This window comes from Anaeromassilibacillus senegalensis, from assembly GCF_001261775.1.
Classification (GTDB): domain Bacteria; phylum Bacillota; class Clostridia; order Oscillospirales; family Acutalibacteraceae; genus Anaeromassilibacillus; species Anaeromassilibacillus senegalensis.
Map to the genome: position 1 here is coordinate 348,135 of NZ_LN868536.1, position 22,975 is coordinate 371,109.

General features: G+C 51.7%; 17 protein-coding genes. 13 read left to right on the forward strand and 4 right to left on the reverse strand.

Going from position 1 to position 22,975, the window contains the following annotated elements:
* The first annotated feature begins 432 nt into the window (after positions 1–432).
* Positions 433–819 (forward strand): desulfoferrodoxin family protein, encoded by a 387-nt coding sequence (locus BN2106_RS03945; RefSeq protein ID WP_050697272.1) that lies wholly within the window; start codon positions 433–435, stop codon positions 817–819.
* A 176-nt stretch (positions 820–995) separates the two neighbouring features.
* Here BN2106_RS03945 and gpmI read toward each other — a convergent pair whose 3' ends face one another.
* The 4 genes from gpmI to BN2106_RS03965 all read right to left on the reverse strand — a co-directional run bounded on the left by gpmI (position 996) and on the right by BN2106_RS03965 (position 5,347).
* Positions 996–2,510 carry a 2,3-bisphosphoglycerate-independent phosphoglycerate mutase gene (gpmI, locus tag BN2106_RS03950; protein ID WP_050697273.1) on the reverse strand — a complete coding sequence of 505 codons (1,515 nt, stop codon included), beginning with the start codon at positions 2,508–2,510 and terminating at the stop codon, positions 996–998.
* A gap of 42 nt (positions 2,511–2,552) precedes the next feature.
* Complete coding sequence (tpiA, locus tag BN2106_RS03955) at positions 2,553–3,323, reverse strand: triose-phosphate isomerase (RefSeq protein WP_050697274.1); 771 nt, start codon at positions 3,321–3,323, stop codon at positions 2,553–2,555.
* A gap of 126 nt (positions 3,324–3,449) precedes the next feature.
* A complete protein-coding gene (locus BN2106_RS03960; protein ID WP_050697275.1) occupies positions 3,450–4,646 on the reverse strand; it encodes a phosphoglycerate kinase in 1,197 nt (398 codons plus the stop codon).
* A 149-nt stretch (positions 4,647–4,795) separates the two neighbouring features.
* A complete protein-coding gene (locus tag BN2106_RS03965; protein WP_050697276.1) occupies positions 4,796–5,347 on the reverse strand; it encodes a tRNA (cytidine(34)-2'-O)-methyltransferase in 552 nt (183 codons plus the stop codon).
* A gap of 201 nt (positions 5,348–5,548) precedes the next feature.
* Here BN2106_RS03965 and BN2106_RS03970 point away from each other — a divergent pair, with 201 nt between their 5' ends.
* From BN2106_RS03970 to BN2106_RS04025, 12 genes are all read left to right on the forward strand, one after another.
* Positions 5,549–5,734, forward strand: a complete 186-nt coding sequence (locus BN2106_RS03970) for a hypothetical protein (RefSeq protein WP_242846242.1) — start codon at positions 5,549–5,551, stop codon at positions 5,732–5,734.
* A 254-nt stretch (positions 5,735–5,988) separates the two neighbouring features.
* Positions 5,989–7,695, forward strand: a complete 1,707-nt coding sequence (locus BN2106_RS03975) for an MORN repeat-containing protein (RefSeq protein ID WP_050697277.1) — start codon at positions 5,989–5,991, stop codon at positions 7,693–7,695.
* Positions 7,696–7,712: 17 nt separating this feature from the next.
* A complete protein-coding gene (locus BN2106_RS03980; protein ID WP_050697278.1) occupies positions 7,713–9,017 on the forward strand; it encodes a ComEC/Rec2 family competence protein in 1,305 nt (434 codons plus the stop codon).
* A gap of 328 nt (positions 9,018–9,345) precedes the next feature.
* Positions 9,346–12,036 (forward strand): hypothetical protein, encoded by a 2,691-nt coding sequence (locus BN2106_RS03985; protein WP_050697279.1) that lies wholly within the window; start codon positions 9,346–9,348, stop codon positions 12,034–12,036.
* Between the two features lie 440 nt (positions 12,037–12,476).
* On the forward strand, positions 12,477–14,102 hold the full coding sequence (gene ptsP, locus BN2106_RS03990) for a phosphoenolpyruvate--protein phosphotransferase (protein WP_050697577.1): 1,626 nt from the start codon (positions 12,477–12,479) through the stop codon (positions 14,100–14,102).
* Positions 14,103–14,164: 62 nt separating this feature from the next.
* Positions 14,165–15,622 carry an N-acetylglucosamine-specific PTS transporter subunit IIBC gene (gene nagE / locus BN2106_RS03995; protein WP_050697280.1) on the forward strand — a complete coding sequence of 486 codons (1,458 nt, stop codon included), beginning with the start codon at positions 14,165–14,167 and terminating at the stop codon, positions 15,620–15,622.
* A 134-nt stretch (positions 15,623–15,756) separates the two neighbouring features.
* Positions 15,757–16,233: a PTS sugar transporter subunit IIA gene (locus tag BN2106_RS04000; RefSeq protein ID WP_050697281.1), complete on the forward strand. Its 477-nt coding sequence runs from the start codon at positions 15,757–15,759 to the stop codon at positions 16,231–16,233.
* Between the two features lie 729 nt (positions 16,234–16,962).
* A complete protein-coding gene (locus tag BN2106_RS04005; RefSeq protein WP_050697282.1) occupies positions 16,963–17,880 on the forward strand; it encodes an ABC transporter permease in 918 nt (305 codons plus the stop codon).
* 29 nt (positions 17,881–17,909) lie between these two features.
* Entirely contained in the window at positions 17,910–18,959 is a 1,050-nt protein-coding gene (locus tag BN2106_RS04010) for an ABC transporter permease (protein ID WP_407921739.1), read from the forward strand.
* Positions 18,960–18,974: 15 nt separating this feature from the next.
* Entirely contained in the window at positions 18,975–19,994 is a 1,020-nt protein-coding gene (locus BN2106_RS04015; protein WP_050697283.1) for an ABC transporter ATP-binding protein, read from the forward strand.
* Positions 19,987–20,955 (forward strand): ABC transporter ATP-binding protein, encoded by a 969-nt coding sequence (locus tag BN2106_RS04020; protein ID WP_050697284.1) that lies wholly within the window; start codon positions 19,987–19,989, stop codon positions 20,953–20,955. Before BN2106_RS04015 ends, BN2106_RS04020 begins: the two co-directional genes overlap by 8 nt.
* Positions 20,956–21,063: 108 nt before the next feature.
* Positions 21,064–22,725, forward strand: coding sequence for a peptide ABC transporter substrate-binding protein (locus BN2106_RS04025; RefSeq protein ID WP_050697285.1), 1,662 nt, complete (start codon positions 21,064–21,066; stop codon positions 22,723–22,725).
* Positions 22,726–22,975: the final 250 nt, after the last annotated feature.

Sequence of the window (22,975 nt, forward strand, 5' to 3'; positions counted from 1 at the left end):
CGGCTGAGAGAACATTGAATCATCCTGGATTAAAGCTGTAAAGGGGCTTTGGTGGTTGTTTTTTAAGGTCACTATAGGTTTAGGATAATTGAATAACCTCACGCCGTGACCGGAAGTAAAACTTCCGACGGCTGAGAGAACATTGAATCATCCTGGATTAAAGCGGTAAAGGGGCTTTGGTGGTTGTTTTTCAAGGTCACTATAGGTTTAGGATGATTGAATAACCTCGCGCCGTGACCGGAAGTAAAACTTCTGACGGCTGGGAGAACATGGAATCGTATTTTACATCAGGTAAACTGATGGACCGTCTAAAACGACGGTTTGGACTGTTGCACAGTCTTTAAAATATGATATAATAAAAAAGCAGAAAGATACATTCTGTAAAAAATTTGCATGGCAATTTGCTGTGCGCAATGAACGGAGGTCAAAGAGATGGATCAGAGAGTAAAGTTTTACATCTGCAAACACTGCGGCAATATCGTGGGCTTAATCAACAACGGGGGTGTCCCAATGGTTTGCTGTGGGGAAAAGATGCATGAGCTGGTTCCCAATACATCCGAAGGCGCGACGGAGAAGCATCTCCCGGTGGTGGAGGTTGTCGACTATCTGGTGAATGTCAGCGTTGGCAGTGTGGAGCATCCGTCCACGGAGAAGCATTTTATTGCCTGGATTTATCTGGAGACCGCGCACGGCGGCCAGAGAAAAGCAATCAAACCGGGCGAGCATCCGGTGGTTTCCTTTGCATTGCAGGATGACGAGCCGATTGCCGTCTATGCGTATTGCAACCTGCACGGCCTTTGGAAAACAGAAATCCAATAATCATAGTATGTCCGCATATTCAAAATATGCATAGCACAGCAAAAGGACGGTTTCCCATCCGGGAAACCGTCCTTTTGCTGTTTGGAGGACAGATTTGCATCTAAAATATGGCGGACAAAGTCCGCTGAACAGGGCGGAAGCCTGTTTCCAACCGCCCCCTTATACACGGAGAAATTTTATTCAATAATGGAACGGCCGTCCATTTCGGCCGGCTGGGGCAGGCCCAGTATCTTCAGCATAGTCGGCGCGATATCCGCTAGCCTGCCGCCTTCGCGCAGTTTGCAGGGATATCCCACTACGCAGAACGGAACCGGATTGGTGGTGTGTGCGGTAAACGGAGAACCGTCTTCCTCGTACATCTTATCCGCGTTGCCGTGGTCGGCAGTGATCAATGCGACGCCTTCCTGCTTCTGGATCGCGTCTACAACGCGGCCCACGCAGGTGTCAACTGCTTCCACAGCTGCCTTCGCTGCCTCAAACACGCCGGTATGGCCGACCATGTCGCAGTTGGCAAAGTTCAGGATGATGACGTCGTAAGCGCCGCTTTCAATGCGTTCCACCAGCTTGTCGGTGACTTCGTAGGCGCTCATTTCCGGCTGCATGTCATAGGTTGCAACCTTCGGGGAATTGACCAGTACACGGTCTTCGCCCGGATACTGCTTTTCCACGCCGCCGTTAAAGAAGAACGTCACATGCGCGTACTTTTCCGTCTCTGCAATGCGCAGCTGGGTCAGACCCTTATCGGAGATGTATTCGCCGAAGGTGTTTTTCAGGGACTGCGGCTTAAAGGCAACCAGAACGTTCGGCATTGTCGCGTCGTACTGCGTCATGCAGACATACTTAAGCGGGAAGAAGCCCTTTTTGCGCTCAAAGCCGGTGAAGTCCGGGTCCACAAAGGTGCGGGTGATTTCACGCGCACGGTCGGGACGGAAGTTAAAGAAAATGACGGAATCATCCGGGCTGATCTCCGCGCCCTTGGCGCATACGGTCGGAACGACAAATTCGTCCGTGACATCTGCCGCGTAGGAATCCTCCACCGCCTTGACCGGGTCGGCACACTGGACGCCCTCACCGTATACCATGGCAGCGTATGCTTTTTCCACGCGTTCCCAGCGATTGTCGCGGTCCATCGCGTAGTAACGGCCCATCACTGTTGCAATTTCGCCCACACCGATTTCCTTGAGCTTTGCCGCGCATTCCGCGACAAAATCCTTGCCGGAAGACGGGGGAACATCGCGGCCGTCGAGCAGCGCATGCACATAGACCTTTTTCAGACCGCGATTTTTCGCCAGCTCTACCAGCGCATACAGATGGCTGTTGTGGCTGTGCACGCCGCCGTCAGAAAGCAGGCCGATCAGGTGCAGGGCCGTCTTCTTGGCGATGGCGTTGTCCACCGCGGAGATGAAGGCGGAATTCTCAAAGAAATCGCCGTCCTTGATGGATTTGGTGATGCGGGTCAGCTCCTGGTAAACAATGCGCCCAGCGCCGATGTTGGTATGACCGACTTCGGAATTGCCCATCTGGCCGTCCGGCAGACCGACGTCCATACCGGACGCGCCGATCTGTGTGATCGGGTTGCTGCTGAAGATGCGGTCCAGGTTCGGTTTACTGGCGGCTTTGATGGCGTTGCCGTAGTCGCCGGCAATGCCAAAACCGTCCAGAATCATTAAAATCAAAGGTTTTTTACTCATAGTATGAAAATCTCCTACTCTTATTCAAAACAGCCGGGAACATTATCCCTCTGTTGCCGCCTTGACAATTTCCGCGAAGTCCGCGGGTTTGAGGGAAGCGCCGCCGATCAGGCCGCCGTCCACATCCGGCTGTGCCAGCAGCTCCGCCGCATTGGCCGCATTCATGGAACCGCCGTACTGGATGGTCATCGCGTCCGCTGCCGCTGCATCGTACAGTTCTTTAATGGTTGCGCGGATGATGGCGCAGACCTCGTTTGCCTGCTGTGCGGTCGCTGTTTTGCCGGTGCCGATGGCCCAAACCGGCTCATACGCGATGATCACGCGGGCCAGCTCTTCCTTGCTGACGCCCTGCAGCGCGATCTTGGTCTGGAGGGCGACCAGCTCGGCGGTAATGCCCTGCTCACGCTGTTCCAGATACTCGCCGACACAGAGAATAACGGTCATGCCGTTGTCCAGCGCCGCGCGCACGCGCTTGTTGACCGTGACGTCCGTCTCGCCAAAATAGGTGCGGCGTTCGCTGTGGCCGATAATGACATAGTTTACGCCCATTGCGGTGAGCATATTCGCGGAAATTTCTCCGGTATAAGCGCCGGAGGCTTCCCAGTGGCAGTTCTCCGCGCCGACGCCGACGTTGCTGCCGGCGGTCGCTTCAAGAGCGGCGGCCAGATCCACGTAGGGGACGCATACGACAACGTCGCAGCCCGCATTGGCGACCAGCGGTTTGATGTTCTCGATCAGTTCCTTTGCCTCCGCGGGGGTTTTGTTCATTTTCCAGTTGCCGGCGATGACGGCTTTTCTCAGTGCTTTATTCATAATATGTCTGCTCCTTATCTAAAGATATATTTCAATATAAAATAAAAACGGACCCGCGGCCGGACCGGCACGGATAGAACCAGAATCTGGTTCCACGGCCGAAACCCGACCGGGGTCCGGATCAGATTATTCCTTTTCGTTCAGGCAGGCAATGCCCGGCAGCTCCAGGCCTTCCAGGAACTCCAGGGAAGCGCCGCCGCCCGTGGAGATGTGGGTCATCTTGTCGGCAAAGCCGAGCTTCTCAACCGCCGCAGCGGAGTCGCCGCCGCCGATGATGGAGATGGCGCCGCTCTCGGCAACCGCCTTCGCAACAGCAATTGTGCCGGCTGCAAAGTTATCCCACTCGGAAACGCCCATCGGTCCGTTCCAAACAACGGTTCCGGCATCCTTGACCGCCTCAGTGAAGAGGTCGCGGGTCTTCGGGCCGATGTCGAGGCCCATCCAGCCGTCCGGAATCTGATCGGACTCAACCAGCTTGTGCTCGGTGTCCGGCTTGTACTCCAGGCCGACGATGTTGTCCACCGGAATCAGGAACTTAACGCCTTTATCCTTCGCCTTGGCCATCATGTCCTTCGCCATCTCCACTTTATCGCTCTCGCAGATGGAGGTGCCGATGGAATAGCCCAGCGCGTTCATGAAGGTGTATGCCATACCGCCGCCGATGATGAGCGTGTCAACCTTATCGAGCAGGTTGGTGATGACGCCGATCTTATCGGAAACCTTCGCGCCGCCCAGGATCGCAACAAACGGACGCTTCGGGTCTGCCAGCGCGCCGCCCATGATGGAAATTTCCTTCTGGATCAGGTAGCCGCAGACAGCCGGGAGATAATCCGCAACGCCGGCGGTGGAGGCGTGCGCTCTGTGCGCGGTGCCGAACGCGTCGTTGACATAGATTTCCGCGAGGGAGGCCAGCTCTTTCGCGAATGCCGGATCGTTCTTTTCCTCTTCTTTATGGAAGCGGACGTTTTCGATCAGCTCGACTTCGCCGTCCTGCAGGGAAGCAGCGATGCTCTTCGCGCTCTCGCCGACGACATCCTTCGCCATCTTGACTTCCTGGCCGAGCGCCTGGGAAAGATAAGCGGCAACCGGAGCCAGGGAATACTTCATGTTGAACTCGCCCTTCGGACGGCCCAAGTGGGAGCAAAGGATCACCTTCGCCTTATGGTCGATCAGATATTTAATGGTCTTGAGTGCTTCATTGATGCGCTTCGGGTCGGTAATGTTGCCCTCCGCGTCAAACGGCACGTTAAAGTCACAACGGACAAGAACCTTTTTTCCGGATACGTCAATGTCCTCTACAGTTTTTTTGTTGAGGTAATTCATACTCTTTTGCGCTCCTTTATTTGAATTTTCCAGAGTCTCAAACACTGTTCCCAGTATACAATAAATGGGAGTTATTTTCAAGAGGGAAGCACGCCAATGCGCATTTTTGTCAAAAGTTAGACAATCCCCCCGAAACGCGCGGCGGCGTTTTATTCCGTTTGACCGGAAAGGCGGCTTTCATGGGCTTTTTCCGCGGATGGTTCCCAGGAGAGGCGATGCAGATTTCCTTTGCAGAGCAGCTCTGGATAGTTCCATTGGCGCAGCGTTTCATAGACGCCGACCGCGACGGAATTGGAGAGATTCAGGCTGCGCGCGTCCGGGTGGTTCAGCATGGGAATGCGCACGCAGGAATCCGGATGCTGTACCAGGAGTTCTTCCGGCAGGCCGGCGGTTTCTTTGCCAAAAACGAGATAGCAGTTGTCCGGATATGAAACCTCCGAGTGGATCTGTCTCGCCTTGGTGGTGAAGTAGAAGAAATTGCCGCTGTTGCGATTGAAAAAATCGGACAAACTATCGTAGTAGGAAATGTCCAGAAGATGCCAGTAGTCCAGACCGGCGCGCTTTAATTTTTTATCGTCAATTTTAAAGCCCATCGGCCCGACCAGATGCAGGCGCGCGCCCGTTGCGGCGCAGGTGCGGGCCACGTTGCCGGTATTCTGCGGAATTTCCGGCTCAACCAGTACGATATTGAGTGTTGCCATCTGTTTATTAACCCCGTTTCTATTTTGCACATGTTTTTCCCATTATATCACCCGTCTCGCAAAAGCACAAACCAGTCAATCTTTGACGGTTCGCCGCAATAAAACTTGGAAGCAATAATTAAAAAGAAGGAGGGGAAAATAATGCGGGGATTCTCCCTGGTGACTCTGTTGGAAAGAATAAACGGAATGTGGAGGTCGTATATGATGTACAAAGAAACAATGGGCTTTGTCAAGGGCATTGGCGCGGGCGTTGTTGCCGCTGTGGCGGTGGCTGCCGTTGGCAACCAGATGATGAAAAACAACAAGCATCTCAAACGCGATGCAAACAAGGCAATGCACGCGGTAGGCGACGTGCTGGAAAATGTGGAGCACATGTTCAAGGCGTAACACGCCAGAGGCAAAAGCAGACTGTCCGGATGGCTTTTCCGGACAGTCTGCTTTTTTGTGGGGTTGTGAAACGGACATACATATATAAGATTCCTGACAGCGGCGTTGTGGATACAGCCGGGCGGGGAGAAGTTCTTGCGGAAAAAAGGGGGAACGTGTATAATAACCCTGTATAACAGTCTATCAATATGTGCGGCCTTTGCCGCCGTGGTCAAGGCGCGGGGGAAGCCCCCTGCCGCAAGGAAGGACAGAACATGCAGAAGGACGAAGCCATTCGCATTTATCAAATATATAACCGGGCCTATGACGGCCCTTCGGCGGGGAATTCCCTGCTGAGCGCGGCGCGCCGGGAGTACTTTACGTCCGGCGGGCATGTCTCGCGCCGGGAGCGCAGCGTCGCGTCCGGAGAAAAGATCAACAGCGTCTGTAAAATCAGCAAAAACGGATTTGCATGGAGCCGCAAATGCGAAAAACAGCTCCTGCAAAAAGCGTTTATTGATGAAAGCGGTTATTATGTTGCCAGTTGGAACCGGCGCGGCGGTCTGGTCAGCAAGATGCGCTTTTCCAAGGACCACCGATGGATGAGCACTGCTTATTACGCGGAAGGCATGGAAAACACGCCGGTAACGGTCCTCAGCCCGCGGGATGACGGGGATGGGATTGCTTTGCTGGAATGGGACGCGGATACGCGCAAATACAAGCGGACGTTCCTGCAGGCCAGCCCGATGCGGCGCGGGAGTGTGGAGCAGAGTCTGGCGGACGCCCGGTTGGGCGAGCCGCAGATTTACGCGGAGACCTCCGCGGGAGATTTTTGCTACTGCACGCCGGAGGAGGCGCAGCTCCGCGAAACGCTCATGAGGGGCGCGGCAGAAACGCTGCCGGAGGACATCACCCTGCGGACGGAACATCTGGAGGAAGCGAACCCGTTTGCTTCCTTTACCTATATAGAAAACAAAAACGCATCGGAGCAGGAACCGGAAAAGGCCCCGCCCGCTGTGGAGCCGGAAGAAGCGGTGCTGACGATGGAAGCTTTTGCAGTGGACGAATCGTTCACTCCGGAGGAAAAAGCGGTCGCGTCGCGGGACTATGCGGCGGACCATGAGCTGCTCAGCATCGACCCGGGGGAAAAGGAGACGGGGAAGCTTCCTCCAATTATACCGGAACAGGAGCTGCCGCTCCCGGCGCTAAATTCCGGGCTGTCTCAGTTGTTAAAGCTGGTACAGGAAGAGCTGAAGGCGCAGCAGAGCCCCCCTGTGCGGGAGGAGCCGAAGGAGCCGCCGCAGCCAATCGTGCGGGAACCGGCGCCCGGACAGTCAGGCCGTTATTCCGTAGCGTCCAAGAATCGCCACGGCGTGGTAGTGCACGCGCCGGAGCTGGAACAGAAGTCCGCGGCGCAGGGAGAAGATCCCGGCTGGAGAGTGCCGGAGTCGCCGGCCCCATCGGTTAAGCAGATCATTATCAGCGCGGAGGAGAGCTACGCGTATTTTGGCGAATTGCTCAACGGCCTGCGCGAGGGCCAGGGCCGCACGGAGATGCAGAACGGGCATACGGCCTACGAGGGCGGCTACCGCGCGGACCAGCGGGACGGCTTTGGAACCTACTATTATAAGTCGGGCAAAATCTGTTACGTCGGGGATTGGAAACAAAACCTCCGCCACGGGCAGGGCATTTCGTTCAGTTCCCGCGACGGCTCCGTCTTTGTGGGAAAATGGAAGGACAATGTGCCGACGGGCAGCGGCACCGCCTTCGACGCCGAGGGCAACCTGATCTATACCGGCGAATGGAAGGACGGAAAGCGCAACGGCTACGGCACGGAGTACCGGGACGGCGCGGTCCGCTACGCGGGCGAATGGAAGGAAGACCGGTATCACGGGAAGGGGACGCTGACGCTGGCGAACGGAACCGTGCTGTCCGGACAGTTTGCGGACGGAAAAGCGCAGGGCCTGGAAGAACTTTTATAGAAGCGGGGGAGATCGTCTTGCAGTGGCTGGAGTTACATAATGTGGAGTACGGGGAGTGCATCGTCCTGGGCGGCGCGCATCACGATATATTGATGGTGGACTGCGGCAGCATCAATCAGAAAATCCGCGAGGGGGATGTCAGCTTTACCTCTTATGTGGACCCGGTGCTGCTGGAACGGTACGCCGGATGCTCGGGAAAAGAGTTTTTGCTCACACACTACCACCGGGACCACCTGTGCGGCCTGTACCAGATCCTTGCCAAGCGCGGCGGGTATTTTGACCGTATCTTCCTGCCGGTTTCCCCGGCGGATGCAAAGGGGAGGGCCCTGCTGTTGGAATTCGCCCTGTTCGTCTATGCGTTCCTGCCGCGCCACAGCGATTACGCGCTGGTGAACATCAGCGCGCTGCGCATTTTCAGCCGCGTTGCAAAGCTGGCGGGGGCGGACCGAGTATACCCGCTGGCTGCCGGGAGCAATTTTGCCTTTGACGGCGTGACATACGATGTTATCTGGCCGGACGCGTCCGGCTACCCGTTCAGCAGCCTGTTTGCTTCGATTGTGGAGAATCTGGACGTCTGTCTCTCGTCTCCTTTCCTGCCGGAGGTCGCGGGGCGTTTTATGGAGAAGAAGGAAGCCTTCTGCAAAGCATATGCGGAATGCTGCAAAACCGCGCCGCTGATGCCGGAGTGTATCGCCCGATTGGACGCGCTCCTGGACGATGTGGACGCGATGATCCCGGAGCTGCTGCTGCTTCCCTCCGCGCCGGATGTGGTACAGATTCTCACGGATGCCGTCACGCGTACGGCCTATTCGGACGAGCTGAATGCCGCGGGGATCATTTTCCACAACCGCCGCACCAGCGAGGCCAGCCTGGATGACATCCTGATGACCGGCGACGCCACGCCGGAGAGCCTGGACGCGGTGGCGGACCGCCTGTACAGTGATTATTACATTATAAAGGCGCCGCACCACGGGACGGCCAGCCATTGGAGCCATCTGCTCTCGGAGCTGTCATCGTCCCATATATTGATTAGCAACGGCGAGTACCAGAAGGGCGGCAAGATCGCGGAGGAATACATTGACCTGCCCGCGATTAAACACTGCACCAACTGTACGGCCTGCGGCTGGTACCAGTCCAGCGGCTGTTCCTGCAACCGGCTGGCCTGCTGCTATGAGCTTCCGCAGGGCGCGGGGCTGACGATCAAATGCCCGCGCTGCCAGAAGCGGGAAGGAAGCGCGCCGTGCGGCATCTATGTGGTTACCCACGGGGGTGAACGTTCCTGTTTGTGCGACGAGTATCCCGTAGAACCGGCGGGGGAATAGCACTTGGCGTGTGATGGCAGCTCTGCCAATATTTTAATGAAAATGCTGCCAAAACGGCAGAAAGCCAGCGCTGATGCGGCTTTTTCGGCTGATAAATGAAAAAATATTGTATTTTACGCACTTGACATTGCGAAACAAATATCTTATAATCCAAGTAAACATATGAGAGATGTGTTTGATTCGTGTTGTTCTAGCGCCATCTAGGAGGAACGCGGCGGATGCATCTTCGTCAGGGGCCATCCTGTTAACGTCCGTGACTTTTCAATATGTTGTTTTTTAAGTATTGCGTTTCAAAACGCACACGACGATTTTAAGGAGGACACAAAGGATGAGAAAAATTACAGGAAAAGCTCTGGCTACAGTGCTCGCAATGGCGCTGATTACCTCCAGCTTTTCGGGAACATTTGCTTTCGCTGCGTCTAAGACAGAGAAGGCCGGTAGCGTTGATATCAATGGTAAAGATGAAATTACTCTGGTGAAGAACACGAATAATACTTCTGTGTACGACTTTGATATGCGCGATTTTGTTGACAGTCTGAAAATGACGACTGCTGACAAGGATCAGACTGTTGAAGCTAGCGGTGAGGATCTGAGTTTCCGCCATGCAAAAGGCGATACTCTTCTTTCCATTAACAAAGATGGTAAAGCAAGAGTTAAGAGCGACAAGACCGGTACAGAAACTATCATGGTTTACGGTGAAGGTACAATTGACAGAGACGACAAAGAAGTCACTTTGAAGGGCCAGGCGGAAATTACGATTCACGTAATCAAGAGTGGCACTGTGTTTGTTGGTGTCAAGGGCACTGGCATCGAAGACAAAGTCGGCGATGAAATTCCGGATCTTGAGATGTCCAGAAATGATCTTGAAGAAAAGGAACTGGCTATTTACATGGCCAAACCGGCTCAGGATGTTGATCCTGAAAAGGGAACCTTAGAGGCGATGTTTGAGGAAACAACAAAGAATACAGATGATGAGGATCTTCGTATTGAAGCTTCCAATAGTAGCAAATTCATTATCACCCGTGCTGATGATGGAAAGTCTGTTACTAAAATTAAGAACAACAATGTGGGAACTGGTACGCTGAAGTTGACCATTAAAGGTGGTTCCAGCTTTAACAGCACTGAAGATTCCACTACGGCGACAATTCTGAAGAGAATTGATGTTACTGGTTCTGCAACAGTTTCTAAGAGTGGAAGCAGTACGAGAATTTCCGGTGATGTTGTTTCTATTGATGACAAAAAAATTAAGGATCTGAGTGTTTCTGGCTATGACATCAGATTGATTGATGCACCGGCTGCTCCTGCTGCTGAAGAAAAGAATCCGATTATTACAATCGATGAGAGTGTTAGTGTTGGCAATATTAAGAATGACAGCAAGGGTAAGATGGATGTTTCCCTTGGCGACAAAGCTAAGGCTGGCGACATCGAAGATGCTAACACTGTTTCTGTAAGCAATAGTACTGTTGGTGAAATCAAAGATGCAACTGGCACGGTTACTGTTGATGAGGGCCGTGTAGCTTCCATCAATACAGATGATGATGCTGCAGACGCAGAAATCAAGTTGAACGGCGGTACCGTTACTGGCGATGTGAAGGGTAACAAGGTTGGTATTGATGCTAGCGATGATGAAATCAACACCGTTGTTTCCGGCACAGTTGAGGCAAAAGATCTGACCATTGAAGCGACCAGCGAAGATGGTAAAGTACAGCTTGCGAACGTTGTGCTCAGAGACGATGCAGAGGCTACGATTTCCGATAGCAATATCGAGATTGCAAAGCTGAATGCTGATTATAAGGGCAATGTTAAGTTCAATAGCTTTGAAGGTAAGATTGCTAGCCTTGTAAATGCGGCGGATGTCACTGTTGACGAAGATTCTGTCGTTATTATTGAAGGCGCTGCTGATATTGAGAACCTTGATATCGCAGAAGATACTTCCATCGAGTTCAGAGATGCTGTTACAGTTGCAAGCGTTTCCGGCGATGGTAAGCTGATTGTTCCGGTTGAGAAGCTGCATGTAACGGATAATGTTTCCGGTGAAGTGAAGCTGAGACTTGCTGGCGCGAATGTAAGTGTTGGCGATAAGGCGTTTACTGCTGATAAGGATGTTGCTGATGTTGAGTCCTTTGTTGGCGACGGCTATAAGATGGAGAAGAAGTCTGTTGATAAGAACACAGATGCTTTCCTGGTAAAGAGCACTTTCTTTGCTGGCCTCGCTCTGGATAAGAACGAAGTTACGATTGCTAAGGGCTTCTCCAACACCGTTACTGTTTCCAACTATCCGGCAAGCACCTCTCTGCCGACCGGCGCTTCCGTTGTTTGGGACTTCAGCGACGCTGACAAGGATATCTTTGATATCACTGCAGACGGCGCAACCCTGAACATTGCTGTTAAGGATTACGATGATGTTTATGCAACCTCCAACAGCTTCGACCTCTATGCCACTGTTGTTGACAAAGATGGCGACGCTTTGGAAGATTACGATTCCGTCAAGTGCACTGTAACTGCGATCAAGGAAGTTCCGGTTTCCAGCGATCTCTCCGGTATCGTAGAGGTTCCGCAGGGTTCCACTAAGGACTTCGTTGTGAACTCCTCTGTTGAGGCTCCGGTAACCATCGGCACCGGCGACGTTGCGGTTCACGCTGTAAAGACTCCGTTTGCGAACGCACAGGCAACTTACACCATTAAGGCTACGGGCGCTGTCGGCACCACCGCTGGTGTCTATGCAACTGTTCCTGGCCAGGTTGCTACCAAGTTGTTCGTTATCAAGGTTACAGCTCCGGTTGTTACCTCCGATACCACTGTTGACTTTGACCTGACCGCTGGCAGCCGCTATGTCTTCAAGATCACTGCTCCGGCAGCTCCGTCCTTTACCGTCGGTAATGGCGCGGTTCTGAAGACTCAGGCTGGCAAGATCGATGGCAACGACTACTACTTCGCAGTTTATGCGCAGAACGTTGCTGGTCAGAGCACTGGCGTCTATGTCAATGGCGTGAAGGTTTGCACAGTTACTGTGAAATAAGAACCTTTTAAACAATCGAACATGACTGTGTAACGGCCGTGTTTGTTGGATGGCGGTCCAAGCGAAAGCTTGGGCCGCCATTTCTTTTTTAAATGTTCCGTCAATGTGTGGATGTACCAATCAATAGAAAAATGCAGGCATTTGTACAAAGTGACGATTCATAAACAAAATATGATAGGAAAAACGCGCATTTCCATTATCCGGCGTTCGATTTGATTGACGGTTTTTGTTTGATCAATGCTTTTTTTGTCATTTTATGGATGGAGCGCCATAGATGGCAGGGCATTTTGTACGAAAATGGACAAGATTTACCAATACGTCTGCTTTTTTTTGAAACATATTGACAATTTCGTGAAAAAGCCTTAATATAAATATTACATTAACAGAATGTTCACAGTTGTTGCATAGACCGTGAAAACGGATAGAAAGTGGTGAGCGATGTGAATACCATAAAAGGAATTGCCGCCTCAAAAGGCGTGGCAATTGGAAATTTGAAATTATGTGTGAAACTTGACGATAAAATCAGCAAGCAGTCCATTACCGATGTGGAAAAGGAATTGGAACGCGTGGACGCCGCAAAAGAAGAGGCGGTCAAGGAGCTGAATAAGATCTATTTAAAGGCTTTGAAGCGCGTAGGGGAAGAGAACTCGATGATTTTCCAGATCCACATCATGATGCTGCAGGACGACGATTTCTTCGATGCGATTCAGGACTGCATTAAGGACGAGAAGGTCAACGCGGAATATGCCGTTTGGAAAGCCGCGCAGCAGTTTTCTGAAATGTTTGCGCAGATGGATGACGAATATATGAAAGCCCGCAGCGCGGACGTCATAGATATATCCAAGAGGGTTTTAGGGTGCCTGAATCCCGCGCTGGAAAGCGGGTTGGACAGCCTGAAATCGGAAGCGATCGTTGCGGCGTCCGATTTGATGCCCAGTGAGACGGTCCAGATGGACAAAAGTATGGTGCTGGCCTTTGTGACAGAGCAGGGCTCCAAGAGCTCTCATTCTGCCATTCTGGCGCGTACCATGGGGATTCCCGCGGTGGTTGGTCTTCGCGATAGCTTTGCGGCCCTCCAGAACGGCGTGGTGACCATTGTGGACGGCAGCGAGGGTACGATTGTGATTGACCCGGACGAGGCCACCCTGAAGGCGTATGAGCAAAAGAGAGAGCAGTTCTTACAGCATCAGCAGAAGCTGCAACAGTTGAAGGGAACGAAGGCCGTTACAAAGGGCGGCGTGGAAATCGAGATTAACGCCAACATCGGCCATCCGAGCGACATTGAAATGGTATTGGACAACGACGCGGACGGTGTTGGTCTGTTCCGCAGTGAGTTCCTCTACATGGAGAGCGACGATTTCCCGACTGAGGAACAGCAGTTTGAAGCGTATAAGACAGTCCTGGAGAAGATGGACGGCAAGCGTGTGATCATCCGTACGCTGGATTTGGGCGCGGATAAACAAGTTCCTTACCTGAACATTCCCAAGGAAGAGAACCCGGCCATGGGGTATCGTGCGATCCGCATCAGCCTGGACCGCAAAGAGTTATTTGTCACACAGCTGCGCGCCCTGATTCGCGCTTCTGCCTTTGGCAAGCTGGCCATCATGTTCCCGATGATCACATCGGTGGAGCAGGTACAGGAAATCAAAGGCATGGTGGAACAGGTTAAACATGAATTGGAAGAAGAAAAGATTGCGTTTGCGCCTGATTTTGAATTGGGCATTATGATTGAAACACCCGCGTCGGCGGTTCTGAGCGACCTGCTTGCAAAAGAAGTGGATTTCTTCAGCATCGGAACCAACGACCTGACGCAGTACACCCTTGCGGTGGACCGTATGAATCCCTCCATTTCCGAGATGTACGATCCGCGTCATCCCGCGGTGCTCCGCATGATCCAGATGTCTGTGGAGAACGCGAAGAAGGCCGGCATTTGGATTGGAATCTGCGGGGAATCCGCGGCGGATACGGCGCTGACCAAATTTTATTTGGAAATCGGTGTGGATGAGCTCTCTGTTACGCCGTCCGCGGTATTGGAGCTGCGTAAGACGGTGCAGCAGCTGGATTAAGTCAAGAACCAGGCTCCGGCTTGGTTTGATATTAAATTCATTTTATTGAGGAGGTAAAACTTATGCAAAAAGTCCTTGCAAAGCTTCAAAAGCTCGGTAAAGCTTTGATGCTTCCAATCGCCTGCTTGCCTGCAGCAGGTATCCTGATGGGCATTGGTTACATGATCAGTTCGTCCGTTATGTCCGGTGTAGGCGATCCCAACCCGATTGCGTTCTTCCTGGTAAAAGCCGGTGGCGCAATCATCGACAACATGCCGATCCTGTTCGCAATTGGTGTTGCAATTGGTTTGAGCGACGACCACGAAGGCACATCCGCTCTCGCTGGCCTGGTTTCCTGGCTGATGGTTCAGCAGATTCTGAGCCCCGGCGTTGTTAGCGTATTGACAGGTGCCGAGGCAAATGCGGCTTTCGGAAAAGTAAGCAACCAGTTTATTGGTATCCTGTGTGGTGCTGTTGGCGCGATCTGCTACAATAAGTTTAAGAACACCAAGCTGCCGGAGGCGCTGTCCTTCTTCAGCGGCAAGCGTTCTGTTGCAATCGTTACCGCGCTGTTCAGTATTGTACTTGCATTGATCCTCTTCTTCATTTGGCCGTTCCTGTATACGGCGCTTACAAGCTTGGGTGAAGCAATTATCAGCTTGGGTGCGCTTGGTGCCGGCCTCTATGGTTTCTTCAACAGACTGTTAATCCCAGTTGGTCTGCACCATGCTCTGAACTCTGTGTTCTGGTTTGATGTGGCGGGGATTGATGATCTTGGTAAATTCTGGGGTACTGTTGCTGGTGGCGAATATGGCGTCACTGGTATGTATATGTCCGGTTTCTTCCCGGTCATGATGTTCGGTCTTCCGGCTGCTGCTTTGGCGATGTACCACACCGCGAAGCCCAGCAAGAAGAGCATCGCTGGCGGTCTTCTGTTCTCCGGCGCACTGTGTGCATTTGTCAGCGGCGTTACCGAGCCGTTGGAATTCGCATTCATGTTCCTTGCACCGGCTCTGTATGTGGTTCATGCGATTCTGACCGGTATTTCTATGGCGGTTGTTGCGGCTCTGCCGGTACGTGCTGGCTTTAACTTCAGCGCGGGATTCGCAGATCTCTTCTTCAGCTCCTGGGTGCCGATGGCACAGAATCCGTGGATGTTAATCCCGATCGGCCTGGTAGTCGGCGTTCTGTATTATGTTATCTTCCGTTTCTGCATTGTCAAGTTCAACCTTAAGACCCCGGGCCGTGAGGATGACGACGATGAAGAAGCAGAAGGCTTCTCCAAGCTGGTCAAAGACCAGGGCTATGACGGCCTTGCCAAGAAGTACATAGAGGCTATTGGCGGCAAAGAGAACATCAAAGAGATTGAGTCCTGCATCACCCGTATTCGTTTGGTTCTTGTCAGCAACAAGAAGATCGAAGAGAAGACCTTCAAAGCACTGGGCGCTTCCGGTGTCATGAAGGCTGGCGATCAGGTTACACAGATTATCGTTGGCACAAAGGCAGAAGCCCTTGTCGAAGCGATGAAAAAGTTCCTGTAAGAAATGAAGGGAGCCAGGTTGGCTCTTTGATGCACAGCAGTCCCCCTCATGCGAACAAGGGGGGCTGCTGTTTTCACATGGATAACCTTTTGGATTGTTGGAAAGATATTGAAAGATAAATAGGAGGTATTAGTATGGGACTGTTTGGTAAAAAAGAAAGCAAAATGATGGCTCCGCAGACAGGCAAGGCCGTACCGATTACGGAGGTGCCGGATCCGGTGTTTTCCGGAAAAATTCTGGGAGACGGCATCGCCGTGATCCCGTCCAGCAATGCAGTGCTTTCCCCGGTTTCCGGTACCATTGCGCAGGTGGCACATACCTTCCATGCGCTTGGCATCGAGACGGACGACGGTGTAGAAGTGCTTGTGCATCTGGGAATTGATACAGTCAAACTGAATGGAGAAGGGTTTACCTGCCATGTGAAAGTGGGGGACCATGTTTCCGTGGGCGATAAACTGATGGACATGGATATCGACGCCATTTCCGCAAAGGGTTTTCAGACGATTTCTCCCTGCATCATCACCAATCTTGACGACCTGAAAAGCTTTGATACGATTACCGGAGACGTCACAGCGGGGCAGACAACGGTTATGACCTATAAAAAGAAGTAAGAAAAAATGAACAGGTCCTTGGAAGGAGTTCTTTCAAGGACCTGTTTCTTGTTAAATTAATTATTTGTATAATTTGATTTTAAAATACGAATTGTATATACACTTTTTCAATTTTCCTGCATAATTGGAATTGTTTGGACGATCAGCTATGATAAAATATTCTACATCAGGATTCCGATATAGATGCTTTGCGTTGATTCGGGTAAATATTGTACAGCTTTTCATAACAAACAATGTTTTAATAATGTTAACTTGAGAAATATACAGCGGCTGTTTGCAGGCTTTCTAAAAATATCCTGCAAATTAATTTTAAATAGACAATGATTTCTGGAAAAACACACTGTTTTTCCAGAGTTTGTGAATATATTATTTGTGCTTATGAAAATCCATCATTTGCATCTTGCAAAACAGGGACGTGCTTGGTATAATAGTAACCATTGATAGGGTACGTCCGAGGATGGAGGTGCCCTATTTGGTATTATAGCAATCAATTCCTATTGAATTGCGTTTGTATCTATGCTACAATATAAAAATGTTAATATTTTATTCCATTTTTCGACATATTTTCTGTAAGATATGCTTGGTTTTACATCATCGTTTTGTACAGAATGGTTGCGGGCGGGTTTATGTCATGGCAAGACGCAGAACCGTGCGGTCTTTGACAGAGATGGAATTTTGATTTTACAGAGGGAAGAAAATGCAAAAAAATAGTTAAGGAGTGGCAAAGCATTGACTAAATATGTATGTAAGCGTATTGGTTACGCACTTTTGACCATTTTTCTGATCTCCGTCATCACATTTACTCTGATGAACCTGATTCCCGGTGGTCCGTTCATGAGTGAAAAGGCGGTGACGCCGGCCACACAGGCCGCGCTGGAGGCCAAGTACGGATTGGATGTGTCCAAGCCGCAGCAGTATGTCAACTATATGAGCGGGCTGTTGCAGGGCGACTTGGGGCTTTCCCTGAAGCAAAAGGGAAGAACCGCAAACGACATTATCTTTTCCACCTTCCCGACTTCCGCAAAGCTGGGTGGAATCTCCATTTTGCTGGCGATCGTTGCGGGAACAGCGTTGGGATCTCTGGCGGCGAGGCTGCGCGGGAAATGGGGCGACCAGCTGATTATGGTGGTTTCCACATTGGGGATCGCTGTGCCAAGCTTTGTCGTGGCGTCAACCCTGATGCGTATTTTCGGTGTAGAGTTAAAATGGCTGCCAACCATGGGCTTGTCAACGCCGATGCATTATATTTTGCCGGTCTTTACATTGGCGTTCTATCCGATGGCGTACATCACCCGTCTGATGCGGTCCAGTATGCTGGACGCGCTCAATCAGGATTATATCCGCACAGCGCGGGCGAAGGGTGTCAGCAAATTCAGCATGTTGTTCAAGCATGCGCTTCGCAACGCGATCATTCCAGTGATCACCTACGCGGGTCCGCTGCTTGCCTATACAGTGTCCGGCAGCTTTGTTGTTGAAAAGATTTTCAACATCCCCGGTTTGGGCCGTGAATTTATCAATTGTATCACCGGCCGCGATTACCCAATGGTGATGAGCACCACGATTTTCCTTGCGACTCTGCTCGTGCTGATGAACGTTGTTGTGGACATCCTTTATAAGGTTGTGGATCCGCGCATCAAGTTGAAATAAGAAGGGAGAGAACGTTTTTTATGGAAGACATGAAGCTGAAGAAGAACCCGTTGAGCTTTCATCTGGACGCGGACGATTTTCTCCCCGCAAGCGAGGATGAGAAGCAGCAGCTGGATATTATGCGGGAGAGCACCACGTTTTGGAAGGATGCGCTCAAACGCTTTTCCAAAAATAAGGTGGCGATGGTTGCCTTTGTCGTAATTATTTTGGTGATGATTCTGGCGTTTATTGTGCCGAACTTTTATCCCTATGATTACGACCAGATGGTCCGCGGAAGCGAAAACCTGTGGCCGATGCAGTATTCGCAGGCGGAACAGGCCCGGATCGACGCAGGCGAGGACGTGTTCCCGCATATCTTTGGAACGGACAAGCTGGGCCGCGATTTGGGAATTCGTGTTCTCACCGGTGCGCGCGTTTCCCTTCTGGTTGGCCTGGTGGCCAGTGCGCTGGTCTTGCTGATCGGTTCTATCTATGGCTCTGTCGCCGGTTATTTTGGCGGCAAAGTGGACTTGATTATGATGCGTATCGTAGATATTATCTATTCGGTCCCCGATATTTTGATTATTATTCTATTACAGGTTACACTAAAAGCGCCCTTACAGGCACTGTTTGACAGCAGTTCCATCTTTGACGGACTGAACCGTGTGGGCGTCGGATTAATCAGTATCTTTATTACCTTCAGTTTGCTTTACTGGGTAAGCATGGCCCGTATTGTGCGCGGCCAGATCATGACTTTGAAAGAACAGGAATTTGTCACGGCGGCGCGGGCGCTGGGCGCCAGCAACGGCAGGATTATCCGCAAGCATCTTCTGCCGAACTGCATCGGCACGCTGATCGTTACCACAACGCTGCAAATTCCTTCTGCCATATTCACGGAAGCGTTCCTGAGCTTCCTGGGCCTGGGCGTTGCCGCTCCCATGGCGAGCCTTGGTTCCCTGGCGGCGGATGCGATCAACAGCATTGCTTCCTATCCGTACCGCCTGTTTGTCCCGGCAGTTGCCATCAGCATCATCATTCTGGCGTTTAACCTGTTTGGTGACGGCCTGCGGGATGCGTTTGACCCGAAGATGAAGAAATAATAGGAGATTTTTAACATGAATACAAATTCTGATGTATTGCTCGATATAAAAGATCTCCATGTTTCCTTTTTTACACCAGCCGGCGAGGTAAAAGCGGTCACCAGTGTGACGTATACCATGGAGCACGGCGAGGTGCTTGGAATTGTTGGAGAATCCGGTAGCGGCAAAAGCGTATCCGCCTATTCCCTGATGGGAATTATTGCCGATCCCGGTAAAATTGTAGGCGGAAGTATCAATTTTAACGGCCACGAGGTCGAGAAGATGACAGAGAAGGAATTCCGCAAGATGCGTGGCAGTGAAATCAGTATCATCTTCCAGGACCCGATGACCTCTTTGAATCCGGTTTATACCATAGGCAATCAGTTGACGGAGATGCTCCGCCTGCATACCGATAAGACAAAAAAGGAATGCGAGGAACGCGCGATTGAACTGCTGGGCCTGGTTGGCATGAATGAGCCGGAAAAGCGAATGAAGCAATATCCTCATGAGTTTTCCGGCGGCATGCGGCAGAGGGTCATGATCGCAATGGCATTGGCCTGTGAGCCGAAGCTTTTGATCGCGGACGAACCGACCACCGCGTTGGATGTAACGATCCAGGCACAGATTCTGGAACTGATGGTGGCACTCAAGAAGAAGATCAACATGTCCATTATCATCATCACCCACGATCTGGGCGTCGTGTCGGATGTATGCGACCGCATCGCGGTTATGTATGCGGGCAAAATTGTGGAAATCGGTAAAACGGACGATATATTCTATAATCCGAAGCACCAATACACCGTCGGTCTGCTGAAATCGATCCCGAAGATCAACGAAGACACGCACGAGCGTTTGATTCCCATTGAAGGAACCCCGGTTGACCTGTTGAATCTGCCGGCGGGCTGCCCATTTGCCTCCCGCTGTGACAAGTGCATGAAGATATGCCTGCGCGAAATGCCGCCGTATACGGAGGTTTCCGAAGGCCACGTCAGCGCGTGCTGGTTGATTCAGAAGGAAGAGTTTGAGAAGACGCAAGGAGGGAAGCACGATGCCTGAGAAACTTTTGGAAGTGCAACACCTCCAACAATACTTCCCGGTCAAGGGGAAAATGTTTCAGAAGACCTTTGTGCAGGCGGTGGACGACGTCAATTTCCATATTGACGAAGGAGAGACTTTTGGCCTGGTGGGGGAGTCCGGTTGCGGAAAGACCACGACAGGACGTACCATTTTGCGTCTCTATGAACCGACGGATGGCAAGATTATCTACCGCGGTGAGGATATCACCCACGTTAATTTCGCACCGTACCGCAAAAAGATGCAGATCGTCTTCCAGGACCCGTATGCATCTCTGGACGCCCGTATGACCGTCGGAGACATCGTCGGTGAACCGATTGATATTCACAAGCTTGCAGGCAGCAAGAAGGAACGCCACGACATGATCATGGCGCTTCTGGAGCGTGTTGGCCTGAATTCCGAGCATGCAAACCGCTATCCTCATGAGTTCTCCGGCGGCCAGCGGCAGAGAATCGGCATTGCGCGCGCGCTTGCGGTCAATCCGGAATTTATTGTCTGTGACGAACCGATTTCCGCATTGGACGTTTCCATTCAGGCGCAGGTGGTCAACATGTTTGAAGACTTGCAGCAGGAGTTGGGGCTGACCTATCTGTTTATTGCGCATGACCTGGCGATTGTCAAACACATCAGTAACCGCATCGGTGTGATGTATCTTGGTAAGCTGGTGGAGCTGGCAGAAAGTGCTGAACTGTACAAGAACCCCTTGCATCCCTATACGCGTTCTCTGCTTTCCGCAATCCCGATCCCGGATCCAAAGGTCAGCCGCGAGAAAAAGCGTATTGTTCTGGAGGGCGACGTGCCCAGCCCGGTCAATCCGCCGTCTGGCTGCCGCTTCCGCACCCGCTGCCCCTATGCAACGGAGCAATGTGCGCTGGAGGTGCCGGAATTTAAGGATTACGGCGGCGGACATTATGCAGCGTGTCACCGAATTGGACAGGTATGACAAATTTTACCTATTTTTTTGGTGAAATTCTTTTGCTTCTTAGGGTTTTAATCTGCGCTTCAGTGGATTAAAATAGAACTATCCAAAATTAAAATGGAGGGATACTTAATGAAGAAGATACTTGCAACCATCTTGGCAGTAGCGATGCTTGCTACCACCTTCGTCGGCTGCGGCGGAGCTCCTACCGGTGAGGAAACCGGAAGTAAGAACCCGGATGCCAGCACAGACGGCGGCCAGCCGGTTGAGGCGGCAGACATCAACGCCTGTATTGGTCCGGAGCCCGAGACGCTTGATCCGGCATTGAACAAGTCCGTGGACGGCGCCTGTTATGCAATCCATGCATTTGAGGGCATCTACAAGTTTAACAATGAGAATGAATCGGTTCTCGGCCAGGCAGAAAAAGTGAATGTCAGTGAAGACGGCCTCACCTGGGACATCACCCTGCGCGACGACATCAAATGGTCCGACGGCAAAGACGTCACAGTTGACGACTTTATCTTCTCCTGGCAGCGTGCGGCTTCCCCGGAGACCGCTTCCGACTATGCAAACCTGTTCGATGTGATCGAAGGCGGTGCGGATGTCTATCAGGGTAAAGCGGATCCGTCCACCCTGGGCGTCACCAAGGTTGACGACAGAAATATGCAGATCAAACTGGCAGCTCCCTGCCCGTACTTTGACAAGCTCCTCGCATTCCCGGTTTACTATCCGGTTCGCAAGGACGTTGTGGAAGGCAACGACGGTTGGACGCAGGATGCTGCGACCTTCATCGGCAATGGCCCGATGATGCTCAAAGAGTGGAAACACAAGGAAAGCATCACCTATGTGAAGAATCCCCATTACTATGATGCTGACAAGGTTACCAACAGCGCAATCAACTTTATCCTCCTGGAGGATGACAATGCGAAGATGGCCGCGTATGACAACGGCGAGCTTGACTATGTGTTCCAGCTTCCGATCGACGAGATCGACGCGCTGAAGCAGCGTCCGGAATTCGGCACCATCAACGAGATCGGTACCTACTATCTGGCATTCCAGACGGAGAAGAAGCCGTTTGACGATCCGAGAGTCAGAAAAGCGCTGTCCTTGGCGATCGACCGCAACTATATTGTTGAGACCGTTTCCAAACAGGGTGAAATTCCGGCTACCGCAATCGTTGCGGCAAAGGTTTCTGAGAACGATAAGAGCTTCCGTGAGAACGGCGGCGACTACTATTCCATTATGCCGGAAGATTATGAGAAAAATGTTGCGGAAGCAAAGCAGCTGCTTGCCGAAGCCGGTTATCCGGACGGCCAGGGCTTCCCGACCTTTGAGTACACCACCAACACAGCAACCCTGCACCTTGGTATTGCAGAGGCGCTGCAGAACATGTGGAAAGAAAACCTCGGCATTGAGTGCAAAATTGCACAGCAGGAGTGGAACGTATTCCTGGCAACCCGTCCGGCAGGTACTTTTGAAGTTGCCCGTGACGGCTGGATTGCTGACTACGATGATCCGCTTACCTTCCTGGAAATCTTCAAGAGCGACAACGGCAACAACGACTGCCATTGGAAAAACGCTGATTTCGATAAGCTGATCGACCAGGCAAAGGCAGAACCGGATGCAGAAAAGCGTTTTGCGCTGCTCCATGAGGCAGAAGACGTTTGGGCGGAGAACATGCCCGGCGCTCCGATCTTCTACTATGCCGATACGTTCCTGAAGAGAGATACTCTCAACGGCTATTGGGATTCCCCGCTTGGCTACAAGTTCTTTATGTACTGCACAAAGGCATAATTGTAACAGGTTTTAATAAAATTAAGGCGCCCTGCATATTGCGGGGCGCCTTTTTGCTGTGTGGGGCTGTGACGCGATTGGCAGAATACATACAGACCGACGACGGTTCCTCCGCCAAATGTGGAAGGAGTTTCTCTTCATCTTTCAATTTTAACAGAGTGACGTGCTGCAAGTGCAAAATAAGTGAAGGGAAAACAGTCTTACAATGCAAGAATTTTGGCGGGCTGCTGTCCAATGGTGCGATGCGTGC